We start from the raw sequence: 26,809 nt of genomic DNA on the forward strand, positions 1-26,809 counted from the left end.
GACCGTACAGTAAGGGCGGCGTGCGTGGTGGGGGTTCAAGCTGTTACCATGCGCACCTATTTGACCGGATGCACAGAGTCCGGGTACAGCGTCGGCGTTAGCAGGAGAATCATGTGAGCAGCATTGTCTGGTATGACTACGAAACCTTTGGAGCCAGCCCGGCGTGGGATCGTCCGGCACAGTTTGCTGCCATTCGTACCGACGAAGACCTGAATGAAATCGAGCCACCGATCGAGCTGTTTTGCAAACAAAGCGATGACTACCTGCCACACCCGCAAGCGGTGCTGATTACCGGCATAACACCGCAGGACTGTCAGCAACGGGGGTTGCCCGAGGTTGAGTTTATTCGCCAGATTAATGAGGTGTTCTCGGTGCCGGGCAGCTGCAGCGCCGGTTACAACAGCATCCGCTTTGATGACGAATTCACCCGTTATGCCTTGTATCGCAATTTTTTTGATCCTTACGCACGGGAGTGGCAGGGCGGCAATTCCCGCTGGGATTTGCTGGATGTGGTGCGTTGTGCCTATGCACTACGCCCGGACGGTATTGAGTGGCCACAACACGAAGACGGCCGGGTCAGTTTCAAGCTGGAGCACCTCACCGCTGCCAATGGTCTTAATCATGGCAAAGCCCATGATGCGGTGTCTGATGTGCGGGCAACCATTGCCCTGGCGCGCTTGATTCGTGATAAACAACCAAGATTATACCGTTATCTATTTGAGCTGCGCCGCAAGCCAGCCGTCGCCGATCTGATCGATGTGGCTCAGCGCAAGCCGCTGGTGCATATCTCCGGTATGTTTCCCGTTGAGCAGGGCTGCATGGCGATCGTTGTTCCCTTGTGCATGCACCCGAAAAACAAAAACAGCGTGATTGTATTCGACCTGCACCAGGATCCGACGCCACTGTTTGAGCTGACAGCGGAAGAAATTCGCCAGCGGGTGTTTACCAAAACCGATGACTTGCCAGAGGGAGTGGAGCGCTTGCCGTTAAAAGAGCTGCACCTCAACAAGTCACCGGTGCTGGCACCAGCCAAAACCCTGACGCCGGATCAGGCCGCACGCTGGAACCTCAGTGGTGATACCTTGCGCAAGCATCTGGGCATGATCAAGCAGGGCGTGGATATCACCGCCAAGCTACAACAGGTGTTTGCCGAGCGTGAGTTTGCCGCGCACACTGATGTGGATACCCAGTTGTACGATGGCTTTTTCTCGCCCGCTGATCGTAATCTGATGAACGAACTGCATAACGCCTCGCCGTGGGATCTGCCTTCATTTCAGGGGCGCTTCAAGGATCGTCGCGGCGATGAGATGTTATTCCGCTACCGCGCCAGAAACTTCCCGGAAACGCTGGAAGGCGATGATCGTCTGCGTTGGGAAAGCGTGCGTCGCGAACGCCTGTTTCATAACAACCCCGCTTGTCGGGCATTAAATTTCCAGCAATTTGCCCATGAATTGCAGCTGGCGGCAGAGCAGGTGATGGATGACTCACGCAAGCTGCACTGGATGCAAGACCTGCAACTTTACGCCGAATCGATTTATCCGCTGGATGAGGACTAACGGCTACAACGTCAGCACCATCCGCTCTGGCCCTGTCATTTGCCATGCTTCATGAACCTGCTCCAGCGGCATCGATTGAGTAGCAATCAACAACCCTGCCGGCTCTACCCACTGCAGAACTTTGGCGATGCTGTTTATCAAGCCATCGTACGAGACACTGCCCAGTCCGCTGCCCATCAGTTCAAGATTGTGTGCCCGTAAAACAGCGGCATTCAACGTCAGCGAAGTACCGGCCAGTGAGCCAATATTCACAAAGCGCAGCGGCTTTTGTCCATGACCGACGGCGATCAGCGACACCGCATTCAGAATACATTCAGCCGGAACCCCCCATAAATAATCGAGCACAATATCCACTCGATACGCTGCGATCACATCCCGCAGGGCCGTGGTCAGTTCTTGAGGCGGTTGCTGCAGGCAAATAAAGGCGTCAGCACCCAATGCCCGTAATTCAGGCTCCTGTAGTGGATTGCGGGCGGTGGCAATCACTTTTGCAGCGCCCATATGTTTGGCAAGTTGAATCGCCAGTCGACCGGAGGCACCGGCTGCGCCATTAATCAGCACCACCTCACCCGGTTGAAAATGGGCACGACACTCCAGAGCGGCAACGGACGACATGCCCGGATTGGCAATTGCTGCAGCGGTGACATCATCCACTGCATCTGGCACTGGCACGCACCAGGTTTTTTTGACGGCGACCTGCTCCGCCATGGAACCGATAGGCCCACCAGGAAAAGCAAAAAATACCCGCTGACCATCGGCCAGCTTACCGACACCATCAACGCCTGGCACTATGGGCAAGCGGGATCCGCTGCTGTAATGCTTGCCGGCAGCTTTCAGCCTTGTCAATTGGCTGATTGCGGCGGCATGGACAAACACCAACTGCTCATTCTCTGCCACTACTGGCGCATCAATTACACCGTATACCGGCATTTGATTGAAGTTATTGACGATGGCTGCTTTCACAAAGTACTCCAGGATGATTGCTGACATAAATAGCATCACCCGGACTTTAGCCATAAACTGAATGTCGGACTCCAGACAATATGACACTTTATGCAGAAAACCCGCCAAGACTGGGAGCGTGTTCCCCTGCTCACGCCCTCCAGTCGCCAGCCCATGCGCCCGATCAGCGTGCTGCATCGTCAGCTGGCGGCAAAGACAGTTGTACCCGCCCACAGCCATGGTTGGGGACAGCTGGTTTACTCCGGCCAGGGTGTACTGGATGTGATTACACCGTCGGGCCGCTATTTGCTGCCACCAGACCGGGCCGTCTGGGTACCTCCGGATGAACCACATGAAATCTCGACCCTGAATGGCGCTGAAATCGCCAGTATTTACATCACCGCAGCAGCCGGTGTGTCGTTGCCCACCGCATGTCAGGTGCTTGAGATCTCGCTGCTGCTCCGAGCCTTGATTCTGGAGGCATTACAACAGCCCATCCAATACGAATGGCACAGCCCCTGTGGGCGTTTATTCCGTACACTGCGCGACCAAATTGCCATCGCCAAGCCTGCGCCGCTGTTCCTGCCTTTACCTGACGATCCACGGCTTCTCAAAATCTGTTACCAGCTGCAGCAACAGCCAGAAGACAGCCGCACGCTGGCCGAGTGGGGCGCTCAAGTCGGCGCATCGGAGCGAACATTGCAACGGCTGTTTCAGAAACAAACCCGGCTGACGTTCCAACAATGGCGTCAACAGCTGAGGTTACAGATTGCACTGCAACGCCTGATAGACAGTCGTGATTCCATAACGGCCATTGCCCTTGGCCTGGGTTATGATTCGGCTTCTACTTTTATTGCCATGTTTCACCAACAGTTAGGCAAGACTCCTGGCGAATACCGTAAATGGAAATAGAAGTCCCCTTATGCACCTACTGCAAGAAAAACGAATTGGCTGCCCCTATTGTGGCGAACTGATCGGAATATTGATTGATCTTTCAGCACCAGAGCAGGAATACGTAGAAGATTGCAGCGTCTGCTGCCAGCCCATGCGGCTGGTGGTGACGGTTCCAGCCGATGGTGAAGCCGACGTTCAGGTGCTGACGGCGGATGACAGCTTTTGAAATAGTCTCTCTCGCAAAAGCCGTGCAGTATTAAATCAGATGATTCCTTTACGATTCCGGCTGCCAGCGACGGAACAGGACGCTGGCATTTACGCCGCCAAAACCAAACCCATTCGACAAGGCATAGGTCATCGGCATTTTCCGGGCTTGCAGACCAACCAGATCCAGTCCGTCTGCTGTCGGATCGGGATGAATTAGGTTGAGTGTAGGCGGCACGATTTGATCGCGAAGCGCCAGCACCGTAAAGATGGCTTCAATGCCCCCGGCGGCTCCTAACAGATGACCCGTGGCGGATTTGGTGGAGGTGATGGCAACGCCGGAGCCGTTGCCGAATACCGCACGAAGTGCAGCCAGTTCGCCCTTGTCGCCGACTTGAGTTGAGGTCGCGTGGGCATTGATGTGATGCACATCGGCGGGGTTTACGTCAGCCTGTCGCAGCGCCTGTTCCATCGCCCGTCGCGCACCGCTACCGTCTTCAGGGCCTGCCGTCAGGTGATAGGCGTCGGCGCTGGTGCCATAGCCTGACAACTCTGCCAGTGGTTGCGCGCCACGGGCGAGGGCGTGCTCAAGTGATTCAATCACCAGCAGTCCTGCACCTTCGGCCATAACAAAACCGTTGCGGTTGCGTTCGAAAGGGCGTGAAGCCTCTTGAGGGGAGTCGGCAAAACCCGTGGCCAGCGCTCGTGCAGCAGCAAAACAGCCGAGGGTTACCCGATCAATCGCGGCTTCTGTACCCCCGCAGATGGCGATATCGGCCTCGCCACTCCGGATCAGTCTGGCAGCATCGCCGATGGCTTGCCCACCCGCCGCACAAGCGGTTACGGGGGCACCGAGTGGGCCTTTGAATCCATGCTGAATAGAGACATATCCGGCTGCCATATTGGCGAGAAAGGAGGTTGCCGTAAACGGTGATAATTTGCGTGGCCCCCGATTATCGGTGGTGCGAATGGCATCCGCAATTGCTCCAAACCCCCCAACCCCTGACGCGATGATGGTCGCCGTCCGTTGCTGGTCTGTTTCGGCGGTTGGATGCCAGTCTGCCTGTTCCAGCGCTTCGTGGGCCGCCATGAGTGCAAACTCGATGAAGCGATCCATCCGCTTGCGATCCCTGCTCGAAAGCAGTCGATCCGGGTCGTAGCCTGCGACGCTGTCTTGCTCGTAGGTCGGTACTTGTGCACCGACGGTAATACCGGTGCCGTCGGTAATCTCGCTGGGGAGGTTGCGGATACCAGACTGTCCCGACAAGAGTCGCTGCCAGACTGTTTCAACACCGCAGCCCAGCGGGCTGACAAGACCGGTTCCTGTTACGACGATTCGTTTTTGGCGATTGATATTCATCATTACATTTCTCTTTGTCACGGTCGGCATCCGCTGACGGGGGATGATATGCCGCAATATTTATAGGGCACATTTTCAGATACGCCCTATAAATAGATTGATGAGCGCAGATGACCAGTAAATGACAAGAAAGTTTTACTGGCCGTTTACCTTTCATATTGGCTGTATTTTTGCCGTTTTGGCGGGGCGAATCTTGAACCAGATGGCGTACAGCGCTGGCAAGAACACCAACGTCATCATTGTGCCGCCAAGGGTGCCGCCAATTAGGGTGTAAGCCAGCGTTCCCCAGAACACGGAGTGCGTGAGTGGGATAAAAGCCAGAATCGCCGCCAGCGCGGTGAGCAGCACCGGGCGAGAACGCTGAACGGTCGCTTCGATCACGGCGTGGAACTGACTCAATCCCTTGCGTTCATTGTGCTGAATTTGTCCAATCAGGATCAGGGTATTACGCATCAGAATGCCCGATAGCGCGATCAAGCCGACCAGGGCGTTAATGCCGAACGGCTGTTGGAACAGCAGCAGTGTCGGTACGACGCCAATCAAGCCCAGTGGTGCGGTGAGGAACACCATGGTCATCGCGGAGATGGAGCGTACTTGCAGGATGATAAACAGCAGCATCATGGCAATCATGATCGGAAACAGCGGCAACATGGCCTGACTGGCCTTGCCTGATTCCTCAATCGCACCCGCTTGCTCAATCCGATACCCGGTCGGGAGGTGATCGATGATGGTTTGTAACTCTTTGGTGATTACCTTGGAGACGTCGGGCGGCTGCAGGCCGTCAGCAATATCACCACGTACCGTGATGGTTGGTGTGCGATCACGGCGGCGTAAAACGGCATCTTCCATACGCACGCTGACTTCGCCAACCTGGGACAGTGGGATGCGCTGACCGGCGGAGCCTATCAGTGTGACGTTGGTTATTTTCTCCGCATCGTTACGTATGTCGCTTGCGGCACGGCCAATGACCTCGACGGAACGAATGCCTTCGCGGACGCTGGTGATGGCTACTCCGGAGAGCAAAAATTGCAGTTGTTGGGCGATGGCTTGGGAGGTGAGACCCATTGCCTGGATACGATCCTGGTCGAGTGAAAAATGCAGCGTAGGAAGCCGTGATCCCCAGTCGCTATTGACGGTTCTCATCATCGGATTCGCTTGCATCACAGCGTCTACCTGAGATGCAATTTCACCTAGTCTGGACGGATCCGGTCCCATCACCCGATAAGCCACGGGGTATGGCGAATACGGCCCAAATACCAGCTGGGTAACCCGCACCTGTGCTGCGGGTGCCAATCCGGCAGCAACCGCCTCACGCATACGCAACTTGAGTGCATCGCGTTTTTCCTGACTGTCGGTCAGCACGACAATTTTAGCGAACGAAGGGTCGGGCAGCTCCGGTGCCATTGCCAGATAAAAGCGCGGGGCACCTTGGCCGATGTACGAAGTGACAATTTTGGCTTCGTCCTGCTGTTGCAGCCAGGCTTCTATTTTGGCAGTGGTGGCGCTGGTCTGTTTTATCGACGTGCCGTAAGGCAGCTGTACTTCGATCAGAACCTCTGGCCGGTCGGACGTTGGGAAGAACTGTTTATTGACGCTGCCCAGACCAAGCACGGCGGCTATAAACGAGGCAATGACGACACCAACCACCAGCCATTTATAAGCAATAACCTGCTCCAGTGCGCGGCGAAAACGGTTATAACGGGGGGTGTCATACAGGGCTGTGTGGCTGCCTGTGACAGATCGGTGCTCTGCTAGCAGATTGACACCGAGATAGGGGGTGAACACCACCGCCACCACCCAGGAAGCGATCAGGGCGATACCGACAACCCAAAACATATTGCTGGTGTACTCACCGGCGGTCGATTGGGCAAAGCCGTTAGGCATAAAGCCGATCGCTGTCACCAGGGTGCCAGAGAGCATCGGGGCTGCTGTGCTGCTCCAGGCGTAGGCCGACGCCGCTATACGGCTGAAGCCTTCCTCCATTTTGACCACCATGATTTCGATCGCAATAATGGCATCGTCGACCAGCAGACCCAGCGCCAGAATCAGTGACCCCAGGGTAATACGGTCGAAGTTCTTACCGGTGGCCGCCATGACCAGAAACACCACCGCCAGGGTCAGTGGAACAGCCGCCGCGACGACAATGCCTGCCCGCCAACCCATGCTGATGAAGCAAACCACCATCACCACCAGCAGTGCGACAAAGAACTTGACCATAAACTCGTTTACGGCTGAGCGGATGTTTACCGATTGATCCGTTACCTTGCTCAGTGTCATACCCAGCGGCATATCGGCGTTGATTCTGGCCGTCTCGGTGTCGAGCGCCTTGCCCAGATCCAGGCCATTCCAGCCTTCGCGCATCACGATGCCGAGGAGCAGCACGGGTTCGCCGTCGTTACGGACAATAAACGTTGCCGGATCTTCATAACCACGCTCGACCGTGGCCACGTCGGACAGCTTCAGGGTTCGCCCATGCGCGGCAATTGGTGTGTCACGGATTTTCTGCAGCTCATCAAAAGCGCCTTCCAGACGCAGCAAAATCTGCGGGCCGGTGGATTCGATCGCGCCTGCAGGGGTCAGCATGTTCTGGCTGTTCAGTGTTGAAAAAATGTCCTGCGGTGAGACCCCCAAGGTGGCCAGCCGCTCATGAGAAAAGGAGACAAAGATACGTTCCTGTTGCTCGCCAAGAATATTGACCTTTTTCACGCCAGGGACGTGTAACAACCGTTGGCGCAATGATTCGGCATTACGGACCAATAACCGCTGCGGTTCGCCTTTGGCTTTTAAAGCAAAGAGGGCAAAAGTCACATCAGAATATTCGTCATTAATCATCGGCCCGATGACGCCTGCGGGCAAATTTCTGGTTTCATCGCCAAGCTTCTTGCGGGCCTGGTAAAACTCGTCCTGCACTTTTGCTGGCGGTGTGTTGTCGAGTAATGACAGGGTCGTAAAGGCCATGCCGGGACGGGTGTAGGTTTCTGAACGGTCGTACCAGGTCAGTTCTTGCAGCCGTTTTTCCAGCGGCTCGGCCACCTGATCTTGCATTTCTTGCGCTGTAGCACCCGGCCATACCGTGATCACGGTCATCTGTTTGACGGTAAAGGGGGGATCTTCTGCCCGTCCCAGCTTGAAGAACGACAGTGTGCCAGCAATAAAGATCAGGATGATCAGAAACAGGGTAATGGAGCGCTCTTGAACGGCAAGCGCAGACAAATTAAAACGCGGCTGGCTCATAGCCGTTCCTCAACACTGTCCTGTTGTGCCAGTCTGACTTTTTCTCCATCTCGCAGCAGCTGTGCGCCCAGTGCCACGATCTGTTCTCCAGGCTGGAGATTGCCTGTGACCTTGGCCAGCTCGTAGCCCAAGCCCTGCAGCTGGACTGGTCGCCAGGTCACTGTTGCCGGAGTGCCAGCGATGACCCATACGCCGGTGCCTTTGCCAAAGTCATAAACGGCCGCGATGGGTACTTGTAAACTCCGGGTTGGCGTTGGGCCTGCGGTGATTTGCAGGGTAACGGTTGCGCCGAGCGGTGCAGCAGACAGATCTCCCTCCAGTACATACCGTGCTTCGAAGGTGCGGGTGACGGGGTCGGCAGCGTCGGAAAGTAAGCGCAGTGTCGCTCTGACAGGGGCAATCGGGTTGCCATACTGGGTTGCCTGAGCGACCGATCCTACGTTTGGACGCAGGGTCTCTGGCAGATGAATGATGGCCTCCCGCTGCCCGGCCTGTGCCAGTCGAACCACGGATTGTCCGGCACTGACGACTTGTCCGGGTTCGGCCAAGGTCTGCACCACAACCCCATCGGCATCTGCCACCAGAGTGCTATAGCCAGAGGCATGGCTGGAAACCATCGCCTGGGCTTCTGCGGCGCTGAGATTAGCCTTGGCAGTAGCCGCTGCGGCCTTGATCTGTTCATAGGCCGATACCGAAACGGCTCCGGTGTCGATCAGGTCGCGATAACGTGTTTCCTCGAGTGCGGTTTGTCTGGCCAAGGCATGAGCTGCGGCGACAGATTGTTGTTGTACTTGCGCTTGCAAGCCAAGGTCTATCGGGTCGAGCCGCATCAGTGGCTGGCCACGTTTGACCGTTTGTCCGGTATCGACCAAGCGTTCCAGCACCTTGCCAGAGACACGAAAGCTCAGTTCAGCTTGCACGCGCGCGGCGACAACGCCGCTGAAAGAGCGCGAGCTATCGGACGCCTGCTGAACGGTAGCGGCTTTGACTAGCAGGGGCTTATTACGGGGATCTTCAATGGCAGTAGAGCCTCCACACGCTTCCAGCATGAGAGACAACAAACCAGCGGCGATAAGAGTGGATGGATGTGGAAACATGGATTCCCTTGTTTGATAAACAGAACAAGCGCCAATCCTGTTTCCTGTGACCAAAAAAGTCAATGGTCACAGAGTGGTGAATACCAAGGGGCGTTCTCAATTAGTTAACGCGTCCTGTGATGGAGAAAAAATCCATCAGGCAAGGCGTTGAACGCAGAGAATGGTGAGCCCTTTTCAAGTTCAACAACACCGCATGATGGATTTTTAACCATAACCCTTCGGGCTGAGGCCAGTTGACTCCAGAACGGTGTTATTCGTCGCTTATTGAGCTCGCCCTGTTTATTAAACACAGGAGGCACTCCTCATGCCTTGTTCTGAAGCCAACGGGCTCTCAGCAGATCCGATTGACCAATTGAGAACGTCCCCTAGCCCCATTCGTTGATTTATTGTCCGCCATCTTTTAGCGGCTTACGTGAATGTGCACCGGTTGCAGATTTAACCGCTGCAGGTTTAACCGCATGGGGCCATGAACAAGCCTCGGTGAAGAATGACTGTTACCGATAAAGGGAACAGAAATACGAGAGAGCAGAACACACCATTCCATCAGGGCACCAAAAACACCTAAGGTGCCAGGCTTCGTAATATCAGTGTCGACAGCAGGTCTGCCGCTTCTGGTGCCTGTTCCAGGTTGTGTTGTAATTGCACCGGATTGGCGTATGGCCGCATGATCAGGTAGATGCCATCGGCGACTTCGTCCAGTGGCGTTTTGGTTTCAAACTCACCCGACTCGCGCCCTTCACGAATGATTCGCTGGATGAGTAAGCGCAGGTGCTCACAGTGCTGCTGAGCCGATGGCCAATGCTCCCGCGAGGAGACAGCAGCAATGTCGTAGAGTTTACGGTCATGGAAAAACAGGTTGCTGCCGCCGTTGACCAGCGCCAGAAAAAGACGCCTCAGAGTCTCAGAAGCGTTGGGCGCATCCGCTGTTTCAGCGTCGACAACTTGCATCAGTTCAGCGAGTCGATTGGCACATATGACTTCTCCGATCGCCTGCTTGGAGTCGAAGAACTTGTAGATATAAGCCTTGGAGTAACCAATGGCTTTGGCCAGATCGGACACGGTGGTTTTTTCATAACCATAGTGTCCGAAGTGTTCTGTGGCCGCCTCCACAATCTGATCGCGGATGCTGTGTTCCGAAGGCCCCCGCAGGGGTGGTTCGTGTCTGGATTCAGTCATTGCTACAACTTGGTTCGAATAATCTGGAACGTAATAGTGACCGGTTTAGAGCAATCCAGCTACATCCCGGTTTTTAATGCTTCCCAGTACTGGTTAAACAACGCATTGGCTGCTTCACCGACATCTTCCTGGAATTCACCATGGCTGATGATTTCCTGTGATGGGAAAATAATCGGGTTGCTACGGGTTTCTTCGTCGAGCAGCGCCAGCGCATCCTTGTTGGGGGTGGCGTAGCCGATGTAATCCACGGTACGGGCCGCAATGTCAGGGCGCAGCATAAAGTTGATGAACTTGAGGGCGGCGTCCTTATGTTCCGCGTTGGCGGGAATGGCGAAGCTGTCGACCCACAGAATCACGCCTTCGGACGGGTAGATGTAGTCCATTTCTGGCATGTCTTCCTGCGCCATGATCACTTCGCCGTTCCAGATCATACCGAGGCTGACGTCGCCTGCCAGATAAGGCTCGCGTGGGGCGTCAGAGTTGAATACCAGCACATTGGGCATCAGCTTCTTCAACAGTTCGTAAGCCTGTTTTATTTCAGCCGGATCGCGGGTGTTGGCGGAGTGGCCGTTGATGGCCAGTGCCATCTGGAATACTTCCCGCACGTCATCGGTCAGCAGCAGGCTGCCTTTCCATTTTGGATCCCAGAGGTCTTTCCAGCTGCTGATGCTGTTCTTGTCGATCGTTGCCGTGTCGATGCCAATACCGGTGCTGCCCCAAGTGTAAGGCACACTGTATTGGTTGCCGGGGTCGTAAGGCTTGTTCAGCAGGGTGGTGTCGAGGTGTTTGAAGTTGCTGAGTTGGCTTTTGTCGATGTCTGCCAGCAGGCCTTCTTTGGCCATGCGGGAAATGTAGTAGGCAGATGGCACGATGACGTCATAGCCAGTGGCATTCTGGATCTTGATTTTGGAATACATCACCTCGTTGCTTTCATAAGTGTTGTATTCCACCTCGATGCCGGTTGCTGCGGTGAACTCTTGCAGTACGCCTTCCGGGATGTACTCGGTCCAGTTATACACCACGACCTTGTCAGCTGCGCTGGCAGACATCGCCACCATCAATGCCGCCACGGTGGTGGACGCAAAACGAAATACAGAGGTCATTGTCATCAAGATTTCTGCCTTTTAATGAGAGAGGATATTACGGCAACCAGTACCAGCGACATCACCAGTAGCAGGGTAGCCAATGCATTGACTTCGGGCGATACGCCCACTTTTACCATCGAAAAAATACGGATTGGTAAGATTTCAAAGCCGGGGCCGGTAACAAATGAGCTGATAATTACGTCATCCAGCGACAAGGTAAAGCTCAACAGCCAGCCCGCCAAGATGGCCGGTGCCATGAGTGGCACAATGATCACTTTAAAAATACGTGCTTCGCTGGCACCGAGGTCTTGCGCGGCTTCGAGAATATTGGGATCGAGACTTTTCATCTGGGCGTAAACGGTGATCACCACAAACGGCAGACAGAAAGTGATATGGGCAATCAGCAACGACCAGAACCCGAGCTGGACTCCCAAGGCGATAAAAATAATCAGAAAGGTAATGGCCAGGACAATATCGGGCGACATCATCAACACAAATAACAGGCTGCTGGCGGAGGCTTTCAACGGGAACCGGTAGCGGTGGATGGCCAGCGCCATCAGGGTGCCAAGCAGAGTGGCGGCACTGGCGGCCAGCATGGCAATTAACAGCGAGTGGCCGAACGCCTGCATCATGGCGTCGTTGTGCCAGAGTTTTTCATACCACTTGAATGAAAAGCCGGACCAGGTGTAACCGTAGCGGGACTGGTTAAACGAGTTGCTCACCAGCACCGCCATCGGCAGGTACAAATACAGAAAGACCAATCCGATAAACAGCCATTTGCAGACGCCGGTGTTAGAGATTCTGGTCATCCATGCCTCCCTTGCGTTGGACGTACTGGTTGGCTTTGAAGTACAACCACAGCAACAAACCCATTAAGACAATCAGGAAGACGCTGAAGGCCGAACCAAAGGGCCAGTCACGTGCCACCAGAAACTGGTTTTTGATGACGTTGCCAAGCAGCAGGCTTTTGGCACCACCAAGCAGATCGGCGACATAAAACATGCCCATGGCAGGCAAGAAGACAATCAAACAGCCCGCAATGACGCCGGGCATGGTGAGTGGCAGAATAATTTGCACAAAACGCTGGCGGGCACCGGCTCCGAGATCACGTCCGGCTTCAATTAACGCGGGGTCGAGTTTGTCGAAGCTGGCCATCAGTGGCAACACCATAAAAGGCAGCAGAATATACACCAGCCCGAATATCACCGCGAAGTCGGTGTAAATCAGTTGCATGGGCTGGTCGATGATACCACTGCCCACCAGCAGGGTATTAAACAGACCTTTTTTACCCAGCAGCATTTTGATGGCGTAAATCCGGATCAGGCTGTTGGTCCAGAAGGGCACCACCATCATAAACAGTAACAAGGCCCGGACGGTGGTGGTCATGCGGGATAACAAAAACGCGAACGGGTAGCCGACAGCGAGGCAGATCAGCGTGGTGATACCCGACAACACCAGGCTGTCCAGGAATACTCCGGCGTAGATTGGATCCATCACCTGACGGTAATTGTCGAAGGTGATGGGCCAGACGGCAAAATGCTCGGAATCGGTGGTGAAAACGCTGGTCAGTATCACCATCAGGTGGGGTAGCAGGACAAACAGTCCCAGCCAACCAAGTGTCAGGCCAATAACAACCCGGCGGAAATTGATGTGCTTCAGCATTTTGTTCTCCCGCCGTTCAGAGGCCATCGGCCCTGATCACGTGTTCCCAGCCATGCACCCAGTTGACCCAGACTTTTTGCTGAATGTTGTAGTCAAAATCCGGGTCGTCTTCATCAAAAAATTCACTGGCGACCAAGGTATGGCCGTTGTCCAGCTTGATCACGGAGTCGAGGGTTTTGCCGGTGTAGTTACGTTCCACCACGCTGCCAAAAAAGCCGGGGCGTTCGTCGGCGTCTTCTATGTACTCAATACGCAGATCTTCCGGGCGCAGCAGTACGTGCACCGCTTCGTTGGCAACCAGTCGCTGGTTGGCAATGATTTTCCATTCCTTGCCGTGGATTTCGGCCATGTATTCGTAGTCGTCCAGGCATTGGGTGATACGGCCATCAAATACATTGATTTCACCGATAAAGCGCGCCACAAACAGGTTGACCGGCGATTCGTAAATTTCTCGTGGCGTGCCGACTTGTTGGGGTTGGCCATTATTCATGACTAACACCCGGTCGGACATCGACAAGGCTTCTTCCTGATCGTGGGTGACATAGATAAAAGTGATGCCCAGCTGACGCTGGATGCGCTTCAGTTCGATCTGCATTTGCTGGCGCAGCTTGTAATCCAGTGCCGACAGTGACTCGTCGAGCAGCAGTACTTTGGGGCGATTGACGATGGCACGGGCGATGGCGACCCGCTGTTTTTGACCGCCAGACAACTGGTGAGGTTTGCGTTGCTCAAAACCGGACAGCTGTACAACTGTGAGGGCGTCGCTCACCCGTGAGAGGATGTCTGCCTTGTCGGTGCCAGCCATTTTCAAGCCGAAGGCGACGTTGTCGAACACCGTCATATGGGGGAACAGGGCGTAGCTCTGGAATACGGTATTGGTCGGGCGCTTTTCTGCATCAAGCTGGCTGATGTCCTGACCATCAAGAATAACCTGACCTTCATCCGGTGTTTCAAAACCGGCAATCAGTCGCAGCACCGTGGTTTTGCCGCAACCGGAGGGGCCAAGGATGGTAAAGAACTCGCCATCCTCAATGGTGAGGTCAAACCCGGTCAGCACTTCCTGGGTCTGAAAGCGTTTGGTGACCTTGTTCAACGACAGAAACGAAGAAGCACTCACGCCAGCTCTCCCGAATGATAAACGATGAATTTTCAGCAACCATAATGCAGTTTCGTGATGAATACATCCGTGATTCCGAATTGGTTGGAAAGGCCGTTGCGGATAGCGTATTGATGGGACAAAGCGCTGCTTGGGTGGCGTCTACGGTCACGGAGACGGGACTATAGACAGCGGCAGACCGGTATGCAATACGGCGTTTTTTTAATAGAAAATTCATCGTTTTAGACCGGGTCGCTTCAGGCTGCGGCCAGCTGCGCTTTTTTCTTGCTCTGCTGAAACAGCAGTACCAACACCAGTCCGACAGCGGATGTGCCAGCACCGGCCAGTGCGACAGCAGGCAGGCCCAAACCCAGGTGAATCACGCCACCACCCAGCGCGGCACCGAAAGCATTACCCAGATTAAAAGCCCCAATGTTCATGGCCGAAGCCAGGTTGGGGGCATCATGAGCTTCGCGCACCACTAACGCCTGTAAGGGAGGTACAATGGCAAAGCTTGAAATCCCCCAGAGGAAAATCACCGGGGCGACGATCAGCGCAGATTGCATCGTCGCGGCAAACACAACCAGCAACAGAATGGTTGCGACCAGGCAGACAATCAGCGCACCACTGAGGTTACGGTCGGCAAACCGGCCAGACAGATAGTTACCCACGGCCAGCCCGACGCCATACAACACCAGCATACAGGTAACAAACAGGCTACTGGCGTGGGTTTCGTCCAGTAAAATCGGCGATATATAGCTGAACACCGTAAACATCGAGCTGGCCCCCACCACCGTTAGTAGTAGCGCAAATAACACCGATCCACGCTTCAACACCTTGATTTCATCCGCCATGCTGGTTTGGCCATCCAGAGCCAGCTTCGGTAATGAAACACGTAGGGCCACCAGAGTAATCAAGCCGAGTGCTGTCATACCCAAAAAGGCGCTACGCCAACCGATGGTTTCGCCCACCCAGGTGGCCAGTGGCACGCCGCCGATATTGGCAATGGTCAGGCCGGAGAATACCGCCGCTACAGCACTGGCTCGTTTGTCGGCGGGCACCAGCTGGGTTGCCACCACAGCACCGACACCAAAGAAGGCACCGTGATTAAACGAAGTAATAATGCGGCCAATCAGCAGCGTGGTGTAACTGTCGGAAAGAGCAGAAACCAGGTTACCCAGAGTGAATATGCTCATCGACAGCATTAACAGCCGCCGTCGTGACATGCTGGCGAACCCGAGGGTCATGATCGGAGCACCAATCACCACACCAAAGGCGTAGGCGCTGATCAGCATTCCGGCGCTGGGAATGCTGACATCCAGATCCCTGGCGATCACCGACAACATACCCATCGGGGAAAATTCGGTCACGCCAATGGCGAAGGCGCCAAGGGCCAGTGCCAGTAGTGGCGTATTCAGTTTCATTGCTAAAGCTCCCGTATTTATGCTTTCGGCAATATAGTGGCATGCTGTAGCCCTGAATAGATCGCTTGTCGGTCAGGCAGCTGTGCGTAAGAATCACAAGTTGGCTTAATATTCTGCTGCTGCTTCAGTACCACGAACACGCCAAAACACACAGATAAACACACACATTAACGACACAGGAGGCGCATCATGGAGTTGGGTAGAACCGATCGTACCGGAGATATGGCGATTTTCTTGGCGGTGGCCTGTGCCGGGTCGCTCAGTGGTGCGGCCCGAGAGTTGGGGCTGACGCCATCGGCGGTGAGCCGAGTGGTGTCGAGAATAGAAAAACGCTTGCGGGTGCAGTTGATGGTACGCACCACGCGCAGCTTGCGATTAACCCGTGAAGGCGAAGACTACGCCTTGGCGGCCCGGCGAATTTTGGCCGATCTGGATCATACCGAGTCGGCCATTGCCGACCGAGCCAGACCCACAGGCCGGGTCAGGGTCAGTTCGGCCATGGCGCATGGACGTATGGTGATTGTGCCCTTGTTGCAGGAGTTCAGCCGTCGCTACCCGGATATCTTGGTGGACATGCAGTTGAGTGATGAAATATCCGATGTGCTGGCGGGACAGGCCGATGTAGCGATTCGGTTTGGCGCGTTGGCCGACAGCCCACTGACGGCCCGCCGCTTGGGAGCAACTGGTCGTATGGTGGTGGCGTCACCGGAGTATCTTGAGCGTGAAGGAACACCACAAACGCCGACCGAGCTGGTGCATCACAATTGCCTTGATTTCAGCTTCCGGCGGATTGAACCGGGGTGGCCATTCCGCCAGAACAATGAGTACGCCATGTTACCGGTGAGTGGCAATATTCAGGCGAACAACGGTGAAACCTTGGTGCAATTGGCATTGCAAGGGGTGGGCATTACTCGGGTTGGTTTATTTCATATTCAACAAGAATTGGCGAAAGGGGAGCTGGTGCCGTTATTGGAAGCATTTAACCCCCGAGACTTTGAAGACATACATGCAGTGTTTGTTGGGGGAGCCAACATGCCCGCCCGAGTACGGGTGTTTGTCGACTTTCTGGTGGAAAAACTCTGCCCACCGCCATCCAAAGCCGAGACCGGTAGCAGGACACACCGGGGAGTACACGCCTTACGATGACAACCAGATTTCCATCGTCGTGACCAGTGGGTTAAAACCAATACTTTGGGCCTATATTCAGGGCGCTAAAGTAGCCTTTAAAGAATTCGGCGAGTGGAAGAAACTGGATCTATCATCATCAGTAACGGCAGTGCCAATCATTTTGGCGGCCTGAAGGCTGGTGGTGTTCACAACCGGGTTTCCCCATTCAATGGGTGTAAGACCTACGGTGTGTATCCATAGACCCAAGGTGTTCTGGTTCACTCACAGATGCTTTGGGAAGCTGTTCAGGGAGCAGGAATAAACCTGTTTCATAACAATAAGAGGAAACAACTATGTGGACTAAACCAGCCTACAACGATCTGCGTATTGGCTTCGAAGTCACCATGTACTTCAGCCACCGTTAAGCCTTGAGGGGATACAGGCATCGGTTCATCTCTCTGCCAATGCCTGAAACCCGAAAGGTGGAACCGTGTGTTCCTTTAAATGCCTGGGCGTAGTTGCTATTCCCGGGCATTTTTGCAACTGCTGACGGTCTTTTTGCAGCTGTAAGAGCAACCGAATCTCCAGCGATCAACAGCGGCTGTGCGTACCAGCAAAACAATAATTAGAACAACCGATAACAGGCCATTCTATGAAAATTCACGTACTCGGCTCCGCTGCCGGTGGCGGCTTCCCGCAGTGGAACTGTAACTGCGTTAACTGCAAGGGCTATCGAGACGGCACCATCAAGGCCACCGCCCGCACCCAGTCTTCTATTTGTGTTTCTGCCGATGGCGAACGCTGGTTGCTGTTTAATACCTCGCCGGATATTCGTGCCCAGCTGGCGTCCTTTACGCCGTTGCAGCCTGCGCGTCAGGATCGTGATACCGGTATCCACGCGATTGTGCTGATGGATGGTCAGATTGACCACAGCACCGGTCTGTTGATGTTGCGGGAAGGTCTGCCGCTGGATGTATACACCACCGCGCCGGTGCACGAAGACCTCAGCAGCGGGTTTCCATTGTTCAGCATGCTGACAAAGTGGAACGGCGGTCCGGCGCATCATGAGATTCCGCTGGATGGCCGTTCGTTCTCGATACCCGGTATGGAAGCATTAACAATCACCGCCATGCCGCTCGACAGCAATGCACCGCCGTACTCGCCACGCCGTGGCAACCCCATGCCGGGCGACAATATCGGTATTTTTATTGAAGACACGACCACCGGGGGCACGCTGTTTTATGCGCCGGGGCTGGGCGTTATTGAAGATCACCTGTTGCCCTGGATGGCAAAGGCCGATTGCCTGCTGGTGGACGGCACGCTGTGGACGGATGACGAAATGATCAATATGGGCTTGAGCCAGTCGACCGGCCAGATGATGGGTCACCTGGCCCAGTCGGGCGACGGCGGTATGCTGGAGGTGCTGGCAAATTACCCGGATGCTCGCAAAGTGTTGATTCACATTAACAACACCAATCCGATTTTGAACGAAGAGTCGGAGCAACGCGCCATCGTCGAGGCACAGGGGGTTGAGATTTCCTTCGATGGTATGGAAATCGATATCTAACGGGCGTTGGGCATTAAAAAATAACAAACAACCACCGGCTTCGTGATTCGAAACCATCCGCAAGCCCAGAGCGGGCACCGGATTAAATGGATGTCCCCCTTGAGGTGCCGGTGTGAGGGGAAGCGCAGAACAATAACAATATCCCCATCAGTAACCTCTTTGAGGTGGAGACACAGCATGACAGAACACCACCGTAACCCGCCCTGGTCACGCGAAGAATTTGAACAACGCCTGCGCGCCAAAGGGGCGCTGTACCATATTCACCACCCTTATCATCAGGCGATGCACAACGGCGAATGCAACGAAGCGCAAATTCGTGGCTGGGTCGCCAATCGTTTTTACTATCAGATTAATATTCCGGTAAAAGACGCCAATGTGCTGGCCAACTGCCGCGACCGGGATGAGCGCCGTCAGTGGGTGCAGCGTATTCTCGATCACGACGGTTACGACGGCGCCCATGGTGGTATTGAAGCCTGGTTGATGCTGGGCGAAGCGGTCGGAATCGATCGCGATACCATGCTGTCACAGGAGCTGGTGCTACCGGGGGTGCGGTTTGCTGTTGATGCCTATGTGAATTTTGCTCGTCGCTCAAGCTGGCAAGAAGCCGCCTGCTCCTCGTTAACCGAGATGTTTGCCCCGGAAATTCATCAGTCACGACTGGATACCTGGCCCCAAAATTACCCCTGGATCGATATGCAGGGTTTGCAGTATTTTCGTGGTCGCTTGAGTGAAGCACGGCGCGATGTGCAGCATGGCTTGCGGGTGACGCTGGATCATTTTGTGACCCGTCAGGAGCAGGAGCGGGCGCTGGATATTCTGCAGTTCAAGCTGGATATTCTCTGGACCATGCTGGATGCCATGACCATGGCTTATTATCAAAACCGGGCGCCGTACCACAATATCGAAGCCGACGGTATGGGCAACCCGGTGCGTTATCACCACGGGGCTTATCGATGATCACCGCCGAGCAGATACCGCTACTGAACCGCTTGTACCGGATGCAATGGGAAGAAAGCCAGCAGTCACACGTCCTGCTGTACCCGGAAGGCATGGTGCAACTGAATGGCAGTGCCGGAGAAATCATGGCGCTGGTGGATGGCACACGTTCCGGGGCCGATATTATTGCGCTGCTGGAACAGAAGTTCCCGGAAGCCGGTGACCTGAGTGCCGATATCATTGAATTTCTCGGAGTCGCCCATGAGCACAACTGGATCACCTTTGGCTAACCCGGTTATTCAGCCTTCGGCGGATAACCCTCACGGTGCCGGACGACCGTTCTGGCTGCTGGCTGAGTTGACGTACAAGTGTCCATTACAATGCAGTTACTGCTCCAATCCGCTTGATCTGACCGGCAGTGGCGCAGAGCTCACCACCGATCAGTGGCTCAGTGTGTTTGAGCAGGGCCGCAAGATGGGCGCGGCCCAGCTGGGATTTTCTGGCGGTGAACCCTTGCTACGTCGTGACCTGGAAGTGCTGATTCGTGAAGCGCGCAACATGGGTTATTACACCAACCTGATCACCTCCGGGCTGGGCATGGACGACCGCCGGGTGTCTGATTTCAAGGCGGCGGGGCTGGATCATATTCAGGTCAGTTTTCAGGCCAGCACCGAAGAGCTCAACAACCAGTTAGCCGGTAGTCAGAAGGCGTTCGCGCAGAAGCTGGCGATGGCCAAGGAAGTAAAAGCCCAAGGCTATCCGATGGTGCTTAACTTCGTGATTCACCGCGACAATATCGAGCAAATCGACAAGATCATCGAACTGTCGATCGAGTTGCAGGCTGACTTCGTTGAACTGGCCATTGCCCAGTACTACGGTTGGGCGTTTATCAATCGTGCTCACTTGCTGCCCACCAAAACACAGTTAATCAAAGCCGAAGCCATTACCAATCAGTACCGGGATCAATTAAATGGCAAAGGCCCGAAATTGATTTTTGTGACCCCGGATTATTATGAAGAACGGCCAAAAGGCTGCATGAACGGCTGGGGTAATATCTTCCTCACTATTGCCCCGGATGGCACCGCCTTGCCCTGTCACAGTGCTCGGGAATTGCCGATTCAGTTCCCCAACGTCAAAGACGAATCACTGGCCGACATCTGGTATCGCTCCACCGGTTTTAATCACTTTCGCGGTTACGAATGGATGAAGGAGCCGTGCCGCTCTTGCGATGAAAAAGAAAAGGACTTTGGTGGTTGCCGCTGTCAGGCATTCAAATTGACCGGTGATGCCGCCAATGCCGATCCGGTGTGCAGCAAGTCGGAGCACCACAGCAAAATTGTGGCGGCACGCAACGAGGCCGAGCAGCTGGCAGCAGGGGTTGCACCACAATCGCCATTGCTGGCCCGTAATACCCGTAATCAGCGGATGGCACTTGATATTATTGCTCGCAGCGAATGACCGCCATCAGCGCCCAGCAGGCTGCGGCTCAAGGGAAGCAATGGGCTGAACTGCGCAGTGCCGGTGGCTGGCTTGGCTGGCTGGAATTTGATCCGGTCACGGCTGTTAACCGGGTGCTGGTGGCGACAGCAACCACACAGCCGTTAGACCCCAGTGTTGTTACACCAACAGGATTTTCTGCCCGCAGCCGGGCACATGAATACGGCGGCGGTAGCTGGTGCCTGTTTGCGAATGGGCTGATTTTTGTTAATGAAGCCGATCAGGCGTTGTATCGAGTGGATCTCTCCAATGGTCTGGCGGCGGTGTCGGCTCCTGAACGCCTGTTTCATCGCCAGGGTTGCCGGTATGGCGACCTGGTGTGGGATGCTATTCACCAGCGGGTACTGGCGGTCGAAGAAGATCATTCCGGGCCTGCGCCGGAGCCGGTCAATCGGCTGGTGGCGCTGAGCCTGACCACGCAGCAAACGCAGCAAATACCGCTGCTCTCTCAACCACTCGCCGTACCGCAACGCCAGCTACTGGCAGAAGGGTGGGATTTTTATTCCAGTCCGGCGCTAGCAGAAGATGGTTGTGCGCTGGCCTGGTTATGCTGGAATCATCCTCATCAACCTTGGCGATCGACAACGTTGCAACTGGCGGAGCTGGATGCCGCAGGGCAGCTTCAGTCGCTGGTCACCGCCGCCACTCCGGGACAAACCGAGGTCTCGTTATGTCAGCCAGGCTTTTTGGCCAACGGTGAGTTATGGGTTGTCTCGGATCAATCAGCAGGCATGCTGTCACCTGGGCAGCAGGAGGCGGATTCTTATTGGAATTTATACCGTTATCTTTCTGAATCGTCGTTGGAGCCGGTGTTCCAGCTGGCGGCAGAGTTTGCGACGGCTCAGTGGCAATTGGGTTTGCGTCACTGGGTTGCCGGTGCCGCAGGCGTGGTGGCCAGTTTTTTCCAACAGGGCCAAGCGGGCATCGGCTGGCTGAATCCTCAATCCGGTATGTTTGAGCGTCTGTCACCCAATGACTCTGCGGCTGCCCGCTACCATGGCCTGTGTTGGAATGCACAGAGCGGGCGTTATTACGCCTTGCAGGAACGTTGGGACTCGGCATCGCAGTTGGTGAGCTGGGATCTGTCGCTTCAATCAGGGCGTGATTCAGCGTTATGTCATGCAAGGCTGGATGTCGGGGTTATGCCTGCTGTGATTACCCGTCCCCAGCCTTGTGTCATGACTTGTATGACAGCGTTTGAACCGGCAGAGCAAGCGCTGTTCGGTTGGTATTACCCGCCGACAGCAGAATATTCGGACGCTCATCAACCGGCACTGATTATTCAGTTGCATGGAGGGCCGACTTCGATGGCCGACAGCAGTTTTGATCCGCAAAAGCAGTTCTGGTGCGATCGAGGTTTTGGTCTGTTAACGCTGAACTATCGCGGTAGCAGTGGTTTTGGTCGGCGTTATCGCCAACGTCTGGCAGGGCAATGGGGGCTGCTGGATGTGGAGGATGTGCTGGTGGCTTGCCAGTACGCGCTGGCTCAGGGCTGGGCGCTACCGGGCAGAATACTGGTGCGTGGCAACAGTGCCGGTGGTTATACGGTATTGCGGGTGTTGTCAGACTCGCGGGCGGCAGCGGCCGGGATTGGCGGTGGCGCAAGCCTTTACGGGATCAGTGATCTGGCCTTGTTGAATGAGCATACCCACAAGTTCGAATCACATTATCTGTCTTGGCTGATCGGTGATCCTGAAACCGCTGCCGAGTATTATCGGCAGCGTTCGCCGATTTTCCAGCTGGATGATTTCCAGCTGCCGGTGATTTTCTTTCAGGGCCGCCGGGATCGGGTGGTGCCGCCACAACAAACCCGCCAGTTGTTTGATGCCTTGCAGGGGCGGGCGGTAACAACCGAGTACGTGTTGTTTGATGAGGAGGGCCATGGTTTCCGGCAAGCGCAAAACCGTACGGTTGTGTTGCAGCGGGAGTTCGCCTTTTATGATCAATTACTGGCGGCGGCTTCTGTTTAAAGCCGTCTGTTTGGATCGCTAACCGCCAGCGGGAGGGTTGTGCACGCTCCCGCTGGCTGTGGCTGTGGCTGTGGTTGTGGTTGTGACGGGACGTTGAGAGTCAGACCCGGAAGCGGTTTACCATCTTGTCGAGTTCGCTGGCCAGCTGGTTGAGGTTTTCACAGGAGGAACGGGTTTGTTCCGCACTGCTGACGGTCTGGTCGGCAGCATTACGCACGTTACTCAACCGCTCGTTGACTTCCCGCGCCATACTGGATTGCTCTTCTGTCGCACTGGCAATATTGAGGTTACGATCGTTGATCTGGCTGATGACCGTGGCAATCTGATCGAGGGCTTCGCCGGACTTGCGCGATATATCCAGCGCCTGTTTGACACTGAGATTGCTGCTGTTCATTGCGTTCATTGCCTTGTCACTGCCATTCTGCACTTCGCTGATAATGGTGGAGATTTCTCGTGTCGAGGCTTCGGTACGATGCGCTAATGAGCGAACTTCGTCAGCGACAACGGCGAATCCCCGGCCACTTTCTCCGGCCCGGGCTGACTCAATCGCGGCGTTCAGCGCCAGCAGATTGGTTTGTTCGGCAATGGCTCGAATAACATCCAGTACGGTGCCGATTTTGCCCAGCTGACCCGCCAGAGTGGTCATCATTTCGGCGGTGGCTTCGGTCTCGCTGGTCAGCCCGGTAATGGCACTGACAATACTGTTGACGCTGGCCTGTCCGGCTCGTGACTGTTCTGCTCCGTCGACCGAGGCATCTGCAGCCAAGGCGGCATTGCTGGCAACTTCCTGAAACGCACTGGCCATTTCTGACAGCGCAACCGCTGCCTGATCGAGATCGGTATGCTGTTTTTGCAAGGAGTTGCTGGAGGTATTGGCCTGACGAGTCAGTTCGGTGGCCGTACCTGTCAGTGCTTTGGAGGAAGTCATGATCTGGCTCACGGTATGACGCAAGTCGTTCTGCATCCGGCCCAGGGCACTGAGTAGTCGTCCTCCTTCATCGTTGCCACTGGCCTGGATGTCCTGGCTTAAATCTCCCTGAGCAATACGTTCTGCCGCTTGCATGGCAGTGGTCAAACGCTGTAACAGTGGCCGGGTGATCGCATAGACCAGCAATACCAGCACCAGTGCACCAACGACGGTACAGATGATTGCCGTCGTCATCATTTGTTGGCGTAAACTGATCAGCGGTGCGGTGTATTCCGACACTGGCAGGGCGGCAACCAGAATCAGTTTGCCATCGTTAAAAGCCTGGTGATTGGCAATATAATCAATCCCTTCAAGCTGGAAGTGGCCGGTGGCATTACGGCCGGATTGAATCTGACTGAAGTAGTCTTGCAGGTGAGCATCTTTGGAAAAGTCGAGTTTGAGAAAATGGTTTTTATTTTCAGATGACAGCACCAGTCCATGGCTATCCAGCAGGAAATTATTACTTTCACTGTCATCATTGATTAGCCGGGAAGCGATATTTTGCAGATCGATCGGAGTATTCAGCGTGCCGACTACCTTGCCGGAACGGTTTTTGACCGGTGCTGTAATCATTAACACAGGACGGCCGGTCACCGGGGAAAGCAGGGTATGACCAATTGAGACGTCATCCGATAACAGGGTACGAGCATCGACATCTTCATTCGCTCTTGAAAAGCCTTCGGATTTACCGCCAATGCCATCAACACCAAGTGTGTAGTCGTTGAGCATGATAAAGACGTTTTCATAAACACCGGCGCCATCAGTCATAACCTTGCCAAGATAACGGCGTAATTGGTCATGCAGTTGCTGGTCTTGCTGACCGGTGTCAGCGAAACCTGCAGCGTAGTCGACGACTGCGGGTGCATTGGCGATGATCTGGCTGATTTGTAATTGTTTCTGCAGCACCACATCAATTTGTCCGGCTTTGTCCTTCACCGTGTGCTGAATGCTGGCATGCGCGCGTGCTTCCAGGACATTACTGGCCAGGCCGGTGGCTATAAAAATCAGTACCGCCATGGCAACGCCAAAGCAGATAACAGCAGCGATAACAATTTTGGTAAACAGCCGGTTTTTGCTGGTTTCAACTGGGGCGTTCATTACTACCTCGCACGATGGTCTGATGGCTCAACAACACAAGGTCGTTTGGTCAGTTATTTCGTATTTCAGTGTAGTCACGAATCGGACGTTGTGTATCCGCTGATGGTTAAGTTACCGTCGCGCCATGATTGGGTGGGTGTGAGCAGGTCTTGTAAAGGGAAGGAGAGGGCACAATGGAGGGTTGCCAGAAAGCCATGACTGGGAGGCCCAATATCCAGTCATGTTGCGGTGCCGGCAGCACCAGGGTGGCTATTTTGTCGAGCGCCAAGAGGCCATGCGCTTGAGCATGGCTTCGTCAGCATCATATAAAGTAAGGGCTTCGAACATAGACTGGCGTGTTATTCGATACGGCGTCCTTGAAGTACCTTGCGTTCCGTCGTCTTTTCTTTTAGCGAATCTGCATCAATCCACAGCCGGGGTTGCGAATAGACCTTGCCTTCGCATTCGCCAGCGGTGTTATCAATGGTGTAATACCATTCGCCATCGTAATACACCTGAAAGTGATCATCCTTGTTGCGGCCAAGTGGAGTGTAATCCCCCTGAGAAAGACCCTGTTCCACACCAAAAGTTAACGCCGTACCTTCTTCAAAACTGACCGCCAGAAAGTGCTCATCCACCTGGACAGCAACGCCCGGTGTCCATTGCGGCACGACGACTTCATTCACCAGTTGTCCCTGACGCCGAATCAATTTGCCGCTGGAGATGTTTTTTTCGACCATCCTGAACTGGCGTTCGGCCTTGAACGGCGGGCAGACATAATACTGTAGCTGTTGCAGATCGGCGTTGTTAAAGCCCTCGCTGAAACGCAGCTCCTGGGTAAACGGGATGTACGATTGATGGCTACAAGCAGTGAGCAATAAAAGACAGCCTGCTGAGACGATCGCTCTCATGAAAATCCTCATGTCGTAACGGTGACCTGTTTATTTTTAAACATCTGCCGCTGCCTTTCGCCAGCGTGTTGCCGGATCGGCATTAAATGCGTATGGCGGTTATTATGCCAGTCATTAGCGTGTTTTAGGCAACCGCCCCTTGTCATTATTGGTAAATCTGCCAAATCCGGGCGGCAATCAGCGCTCTTTGTGCTGCGAAACGCGGTTTGTTACAGAAAATGATAGCGCTGATCTCGTAAACTGGTTATGGCAAAACGGAATATAGAGTGATGGAAGAGAGGTGATTATGAAGGTTTGGGACGGTTTTATTCGTGGCTACCACTGGTTACAGGTCATGTTACTGGTTGCTTGCTGGTGGACAGCGGAAGAGGGAGAGATGGAATGGCATATGAGTCTGGCGGCATGCCTGGTTGCTCTCTGGGTGACCCGATTGGTATGGGGTGTGCTCGGATCATCGAACGCACGTTTCAGTCATTTTGTGCAGGGGCCACAAGCGGTCACCCACTTTGCCCGTTGCCTGTTAGTGGGTAAGGGCGTGCCGCGTCATGCCGGACATAATCCACTGGGTGCGCTGATGGTGGTGGCTTTACTGCTGCTGATTGCGCTGCAGTGGATCAGTGGACTGTTTGCCACCGATGAAATTTTTACCGAAGGGCCGCTGGCGAGCTGGGTCTCTGCGGATACCGCGACTTGGCTGACCCAGTGGCATCACCTGAATTTTAATCTGATCATCGGTCTGGTGGTGCTGCATATTGCGGCGGTGGTGTTGCATCAATGGCGGGGTGAGCCGCTGGTGCAGGCGATGGTAACGGGAAAGCGAGATGATTTGAGGGATGTTCAGGCCCCTGTTCTGGTACCTGCATGGCGCGCCTGGGGGGTGTTTCTGCTGTTGTGGGCGGTCAGCTACTATTTGATTGTGGCTGGCTGATGGCTGATGGCTGATGGCTGATGGCTGCTGCTGCGTGCAGGCAGTTGGGAATGGACGGGTGTGAATAGCGGGATCAGGAGGCAGGCCTGATGGCCTGCACCCTGAGCGATGGCATAACC

23 protein-coding genes are annotated in these 26,809 nt (G+C 54.7%); 11 read left to right on the forward strand and 12 right to left on the reverse strand.

The window, feature by feature from the left end:
• Nucleotides 1–113: 113 nt before the first annotated feature.
• Complete coding sequence (gene sbcB / locus SOJ49_RS07525) at nucleotides 114–1,556, forward strand: exodeoxyribonuclease I (RefSeq protein ID WP_369857615.1); 1,443 nt, start codon at nucleotides 114–116, stop codon at nucleotides 1,554–1,556.
• Between the two features lie 3 nt (nucleotides 1,557–1,559).
• Here the strand turns inward: sbcB and SOJ49_RS07530 are convergent, their stop codons facing one another.
• Nucleotides 1,560–2,546, reverse strand: coding sequence for a zinc-binding alcohol dehydrogenase family protein (locus tag SOJ49_RS07530; RefSeq protein WP_369857616.1), 987 nt, complete (start codon nucleotides 2,544–2,546; stop codon nucleotides 1,560–1,562).
• 63 nt (nucleotides 2,547–2,609) lie between these two features.
• Between SOJ49_RS07530 and SOJ49_RS07535 the strand changes: the two genes are divergently transcribed.
• Both SOJ49_RS07535 and SOJ49_RS07540 read left to right on the forward strand, forming a co-directional pair.
• Nucleotides 2,610–3,410 carry a helix-turn-helix domain-containing protein gene (locus SOJ49_RS07535; RefSeq protein WP_369857617.1) on the forward strand — a complete coding sequence of 267 codons (801 nt, stop codon included), beginning with the start codon at nucleotides 2,610–2,612 and terminating at the stop codon, nucleotides 3,408–3,410.
• Nucleotides 3,411–3,420: 10 nt separating this feature from the next.
• Nucleotides 3,421–3,618, forward strand: coding sequence for a CPXCG motif-containing cysteine-rich protein (locus SOJ49_RS07540; RefSeq protein ID WP_369857618.1), 198 nt, complete (start codon nucleotides 3,421–3,423; stop codon nucleotides 3,616–3,618).
• Nucleotides 3,619–3,666: 48 nt separating this feature from the next.
• On the opposite strand, the gene fabF is transcribed toward SOJ49_RS07540, so the two are convergent.
• The 9 genes from fabF to SOJ49_RS07585 form a co-directional block, all read right to left on the reverse strand.
• Complete coding sequence (gene fabF / locus SOJ49_RS07545; RefSeq protein WP_369857619.1) at nucleotides 3,667–4,959, reverse strand: beta-ketoacyl-ACP synthase II; 1,293 nt, start codon at nucleotides 4,957–4,959, stop codon at nucleotides 3,667–3,669.
• A gap of 150 nt (nucleotides 4,960–5,109) precedes the next feature.
• The gene (locus SOJ49_RS07550) at nucleotides 5,110–8,190 is read right to left on the reverse strand and encodes an efflux RND transporter permease subunit (RefSeq protein ID WP_369857620.1); all 3,081 of its coding nucleotides are present in this window, start codon (nucleotides 8,188–8,190) and stop codon (nucleotides 5,110–5,112) included.
• Entirely contained in the window at nucleotides 8,187–9,287 is a 1,101-nt protein-coding gene (locus SOJ49_RS07555) for an efflux RND transporter periplasmic adaptor subunit (RefSeq protein ID WP_369857621.1), read from the reverse strand. The genes SOJ49_RS07550 and SOJ49_RS07555 overlap by 4 nt, the downstream gene beginning before the upstream one ends.
• A 561-nt stretch (nucleotides 9,288–9,848) precedes the next feature.
• On the reverse strand, nucleotides 9,849–10,463 hold the full coding sequence (locus SOJ49_RS07560) for a TetR/AcrR family transcriptional regulator (RefSeq protein ID WP_369857622.1): 615 nt from the start codon (nucleotides 10,461–10,463) through the stop codon (nucleotides 9,849–9,851).
• A gap of 59 nt (nucleotides 10,464–10,522) precedes the next feature.
• Nucleotides 10,523–11,572: an extracellular solute-binding protein gene (locus SOJ49_RS07565; RefSeq protein ID WP_369857623.1), complete on the reverse strand. Its 1,050-nt coding sequence runs from the start codon at nucleotides 11,570–11,572 to the stop codon at nucleotides 10,523–10,525.
• A complete protein-coding gene (potC, locus tag SOJ49_RS07570) occupies nucleotides 11,572–12,357 on the reverse strand; it encodes a spermidine/putrescine ABC transporter permease PotC (RefSeq protein ID WP_369857624.1) in 786 nt (261 codons plus the stop codon). The genes SOJ49_RS07565 and potC overlap by 1 nt, the downstream gene beginning before the upstream one ends.
• Nucleotides 12,341–13,210 (reverse strand): spermidine/putrescine ABC transporter permease PotB, encoded by an 870-nt coding sequence (gene potB / locus SOJ49_RS07575; RefSeq protein WP_369857625.1) that lies wholly within the window; start codon nucleotides 13,208–13,210, stop codon nucleotides 12,341–12,343. The genes potC and potB overlap by 17 nt, the downstream gene beginning before the upstream one ends.
• Nucleotides 13,211–13,226: 16 nt before the next feature.
• Entirely contained in the window at nucleotides 13,227–14,327 is a 1,101-nt protein-coding gene (gene potA / locus SOJ49_RS07580) for a spermidine/putrescine ABC transporter ATP-binding protein PotA (protein ID WP_369857626.1), read from the reverse strand.
• 236 nt (nucleotides 14,328–14,563) lie between these two features.
• Complete coding sequence (locus SOJ49_RS07585; RefSeq protein ID WP_369857627.1) at nucleotides 14,564–15,730, reverse strand: MFS transporter; 1,167 nt, start codon at nucleotides 15,728–15,730, stop codon at nucleotides 14,564–14,566.
• A gap of 189 nt (nucleotides 15,731–15,919) precedes the next feature.
• Between SOJ49_RS07585 and SOJ49_RS07590 the strand changes: the two genes are divergently transcribed.
• The 7 genes from SOJ49_RS07590 (at nucleotide 15,920) to SOJ49_RS07620 (ending at nucleotide 22,807) form a co-directional block, all read left to right on the forward strand.
• Nucleotides 15,920–16,876 carry a LysR family transcriptional regulator gene (locus tag SOJ49_RS07590; RefSeq protein WP_369857628.1) on the forward strand — a complete coding sequence of 319 codons (957 nt, stop codon included), beginning with the start codon at nucleotides 15,920–15,922 and terminating at the stop codon, nucleotides 16,874–16,876.
• A 314-nt stretch (nucleotides 16,877–17,190) separates the two neighbouring features.
• Nucleotides 17,191–17,262 (forward strand): pyrroloquinoline quinone precursor peptide PqqA, encoded by a 72-nt coding sequence (gene pqqA / locus SOJ49_RS07595; protein ID WP_283171941.1) that lies wholly within the window; start codon nucleotides 17,191–17,193, stop codon nucleotides 17,260–17,262.
• A gap of 227 nt (nucleotides 17,263–17,489) precedes the next feature.
• A complete protein-coding gene (pqqB, locus tag SOJ49_RS07600) occupies nucleotides 17,490–18,404 on the forward strand; it encodes a pyrroloquinoline quinone biosynthesis protein PqqB (protein ID WP_369857629.1) in 915 nt (304 codons plus the stop codon).
• Nucleotides 18,405–18,581: 177 nt separating this feature from the next.
• Entirely contained in the window at nucleotides 18,582–19,361 is a 780-nt protein-coding gene (gene pqqC / locus SOJ49_RS07605) for a pyrroloquinoline-quinone synthase PqqC (protein ID WP_369857630.1), read from the forward strand.
• Nucleotides 19,358–19,630, forward strand: a complete 273-nt coding sequence (gene pqqD / locus SOJ49_RS07610; protein WP_369857631.1) for a pyrroloquinoline quinone biosynthesis peptide chaperone PqqD — start codon at nucleotides 19,358–19,360, stop codon at nucleotides 19,628–19,630. The genes pqqC and pqqD overlap by 4 nt, the downstream gene beginning before the upstream one ends.
• On the forward strand, nucleotides 19,602–20,798 hold the full coding sequence (pqqE, locus tag SOJ49_RS07615) for a pyrroloquinoline quinone biosynthesis protein PqqE (protein ID WP_369857632.1): 1,197 nt from the start codon (nucleotides 19,602–19,604) through the stop codon (nucleotides 20,796–20,798). Before pqqD ends, pqqE begins: the two co-directional genes overlap by 29 nt.
• Nucleotides 20,795–22,807, forward strand: coding sequence for an alpha/beta hydrolase family protein (locus SOJ49_RS07620; protein WP_369857633.1), 2,013 nt, complete (start codon nucleotides 20,795–20,797; stop codon nucleotides 22,805–22,807). The genes pqqE and SOJ49_RS07620 overlap by 4 nt, the downstream gene beginning before the upstream one ends.
• Nucleotides 22,808–22,907: 100 nt before the next feature.
• On the opposite strand, the gene SOJ49_RS07625 is transcribed toward SOJ49_RS07620, so the two are convergent.
• On the reverse strand, nucleotides 22,908–24,872 hold the full coding sequence (locus SOJ49_RS07625) for a methyl-accepting chemotaxis protein (protein WP_369857634.1): 1,965 nt from the start codon (nucleotides 24,870–24,872) through the stop codon (nucleotides 22,908–22,910).
• Nucleotides 24,873–25,210: 338 nt separating this feature from the next.
• Nucleotides 25,211–25,762: a hypothetical protein gene (locus SOJ49_RS07630; RefSeq protein ID WP_369857635.1), complete on the reverse strand. Its 552-nt coding sequence runs from the start codon at nucleotides 25,760–25,762 to the stop codon at nucleotides 25,211–25,213.
• A 286-nt stretch (nucleotides 25,763–26,048) separates the two neighbouring features.
• Here SOJ49_RS07630 and SOJ49_RS07635 point away from each other — a divergent pair, with 286 nt between their 5' ends.
• Nucleotides 26,049–26,690 (forward strand): cytochrome b/b6 domain-containing protein, encoded by a 642-nt coding sequence (locus tag SOJ49_RS07635; RefSeq protein WP_369857636.1) that lies wholly within the window; start codon nucleotides 26,049–26,051, stop codon nucleotides 26,688–26,690.
• The last annotated feature ends 119 nt before the right edge of the window (nucleotides 26,691–26,809 follow it).

Origin of the sequence: Candidatus Thalassolituus haligoni, from assembly GCF_041222825.1 — a bacterium.
GTDB lineage: Bacteria > Pseudomonadota > Gammaproteobacteria > Pseudomonadales > Oceanobacteraceae > Oceanobacter > Oceanobacter antarcticus.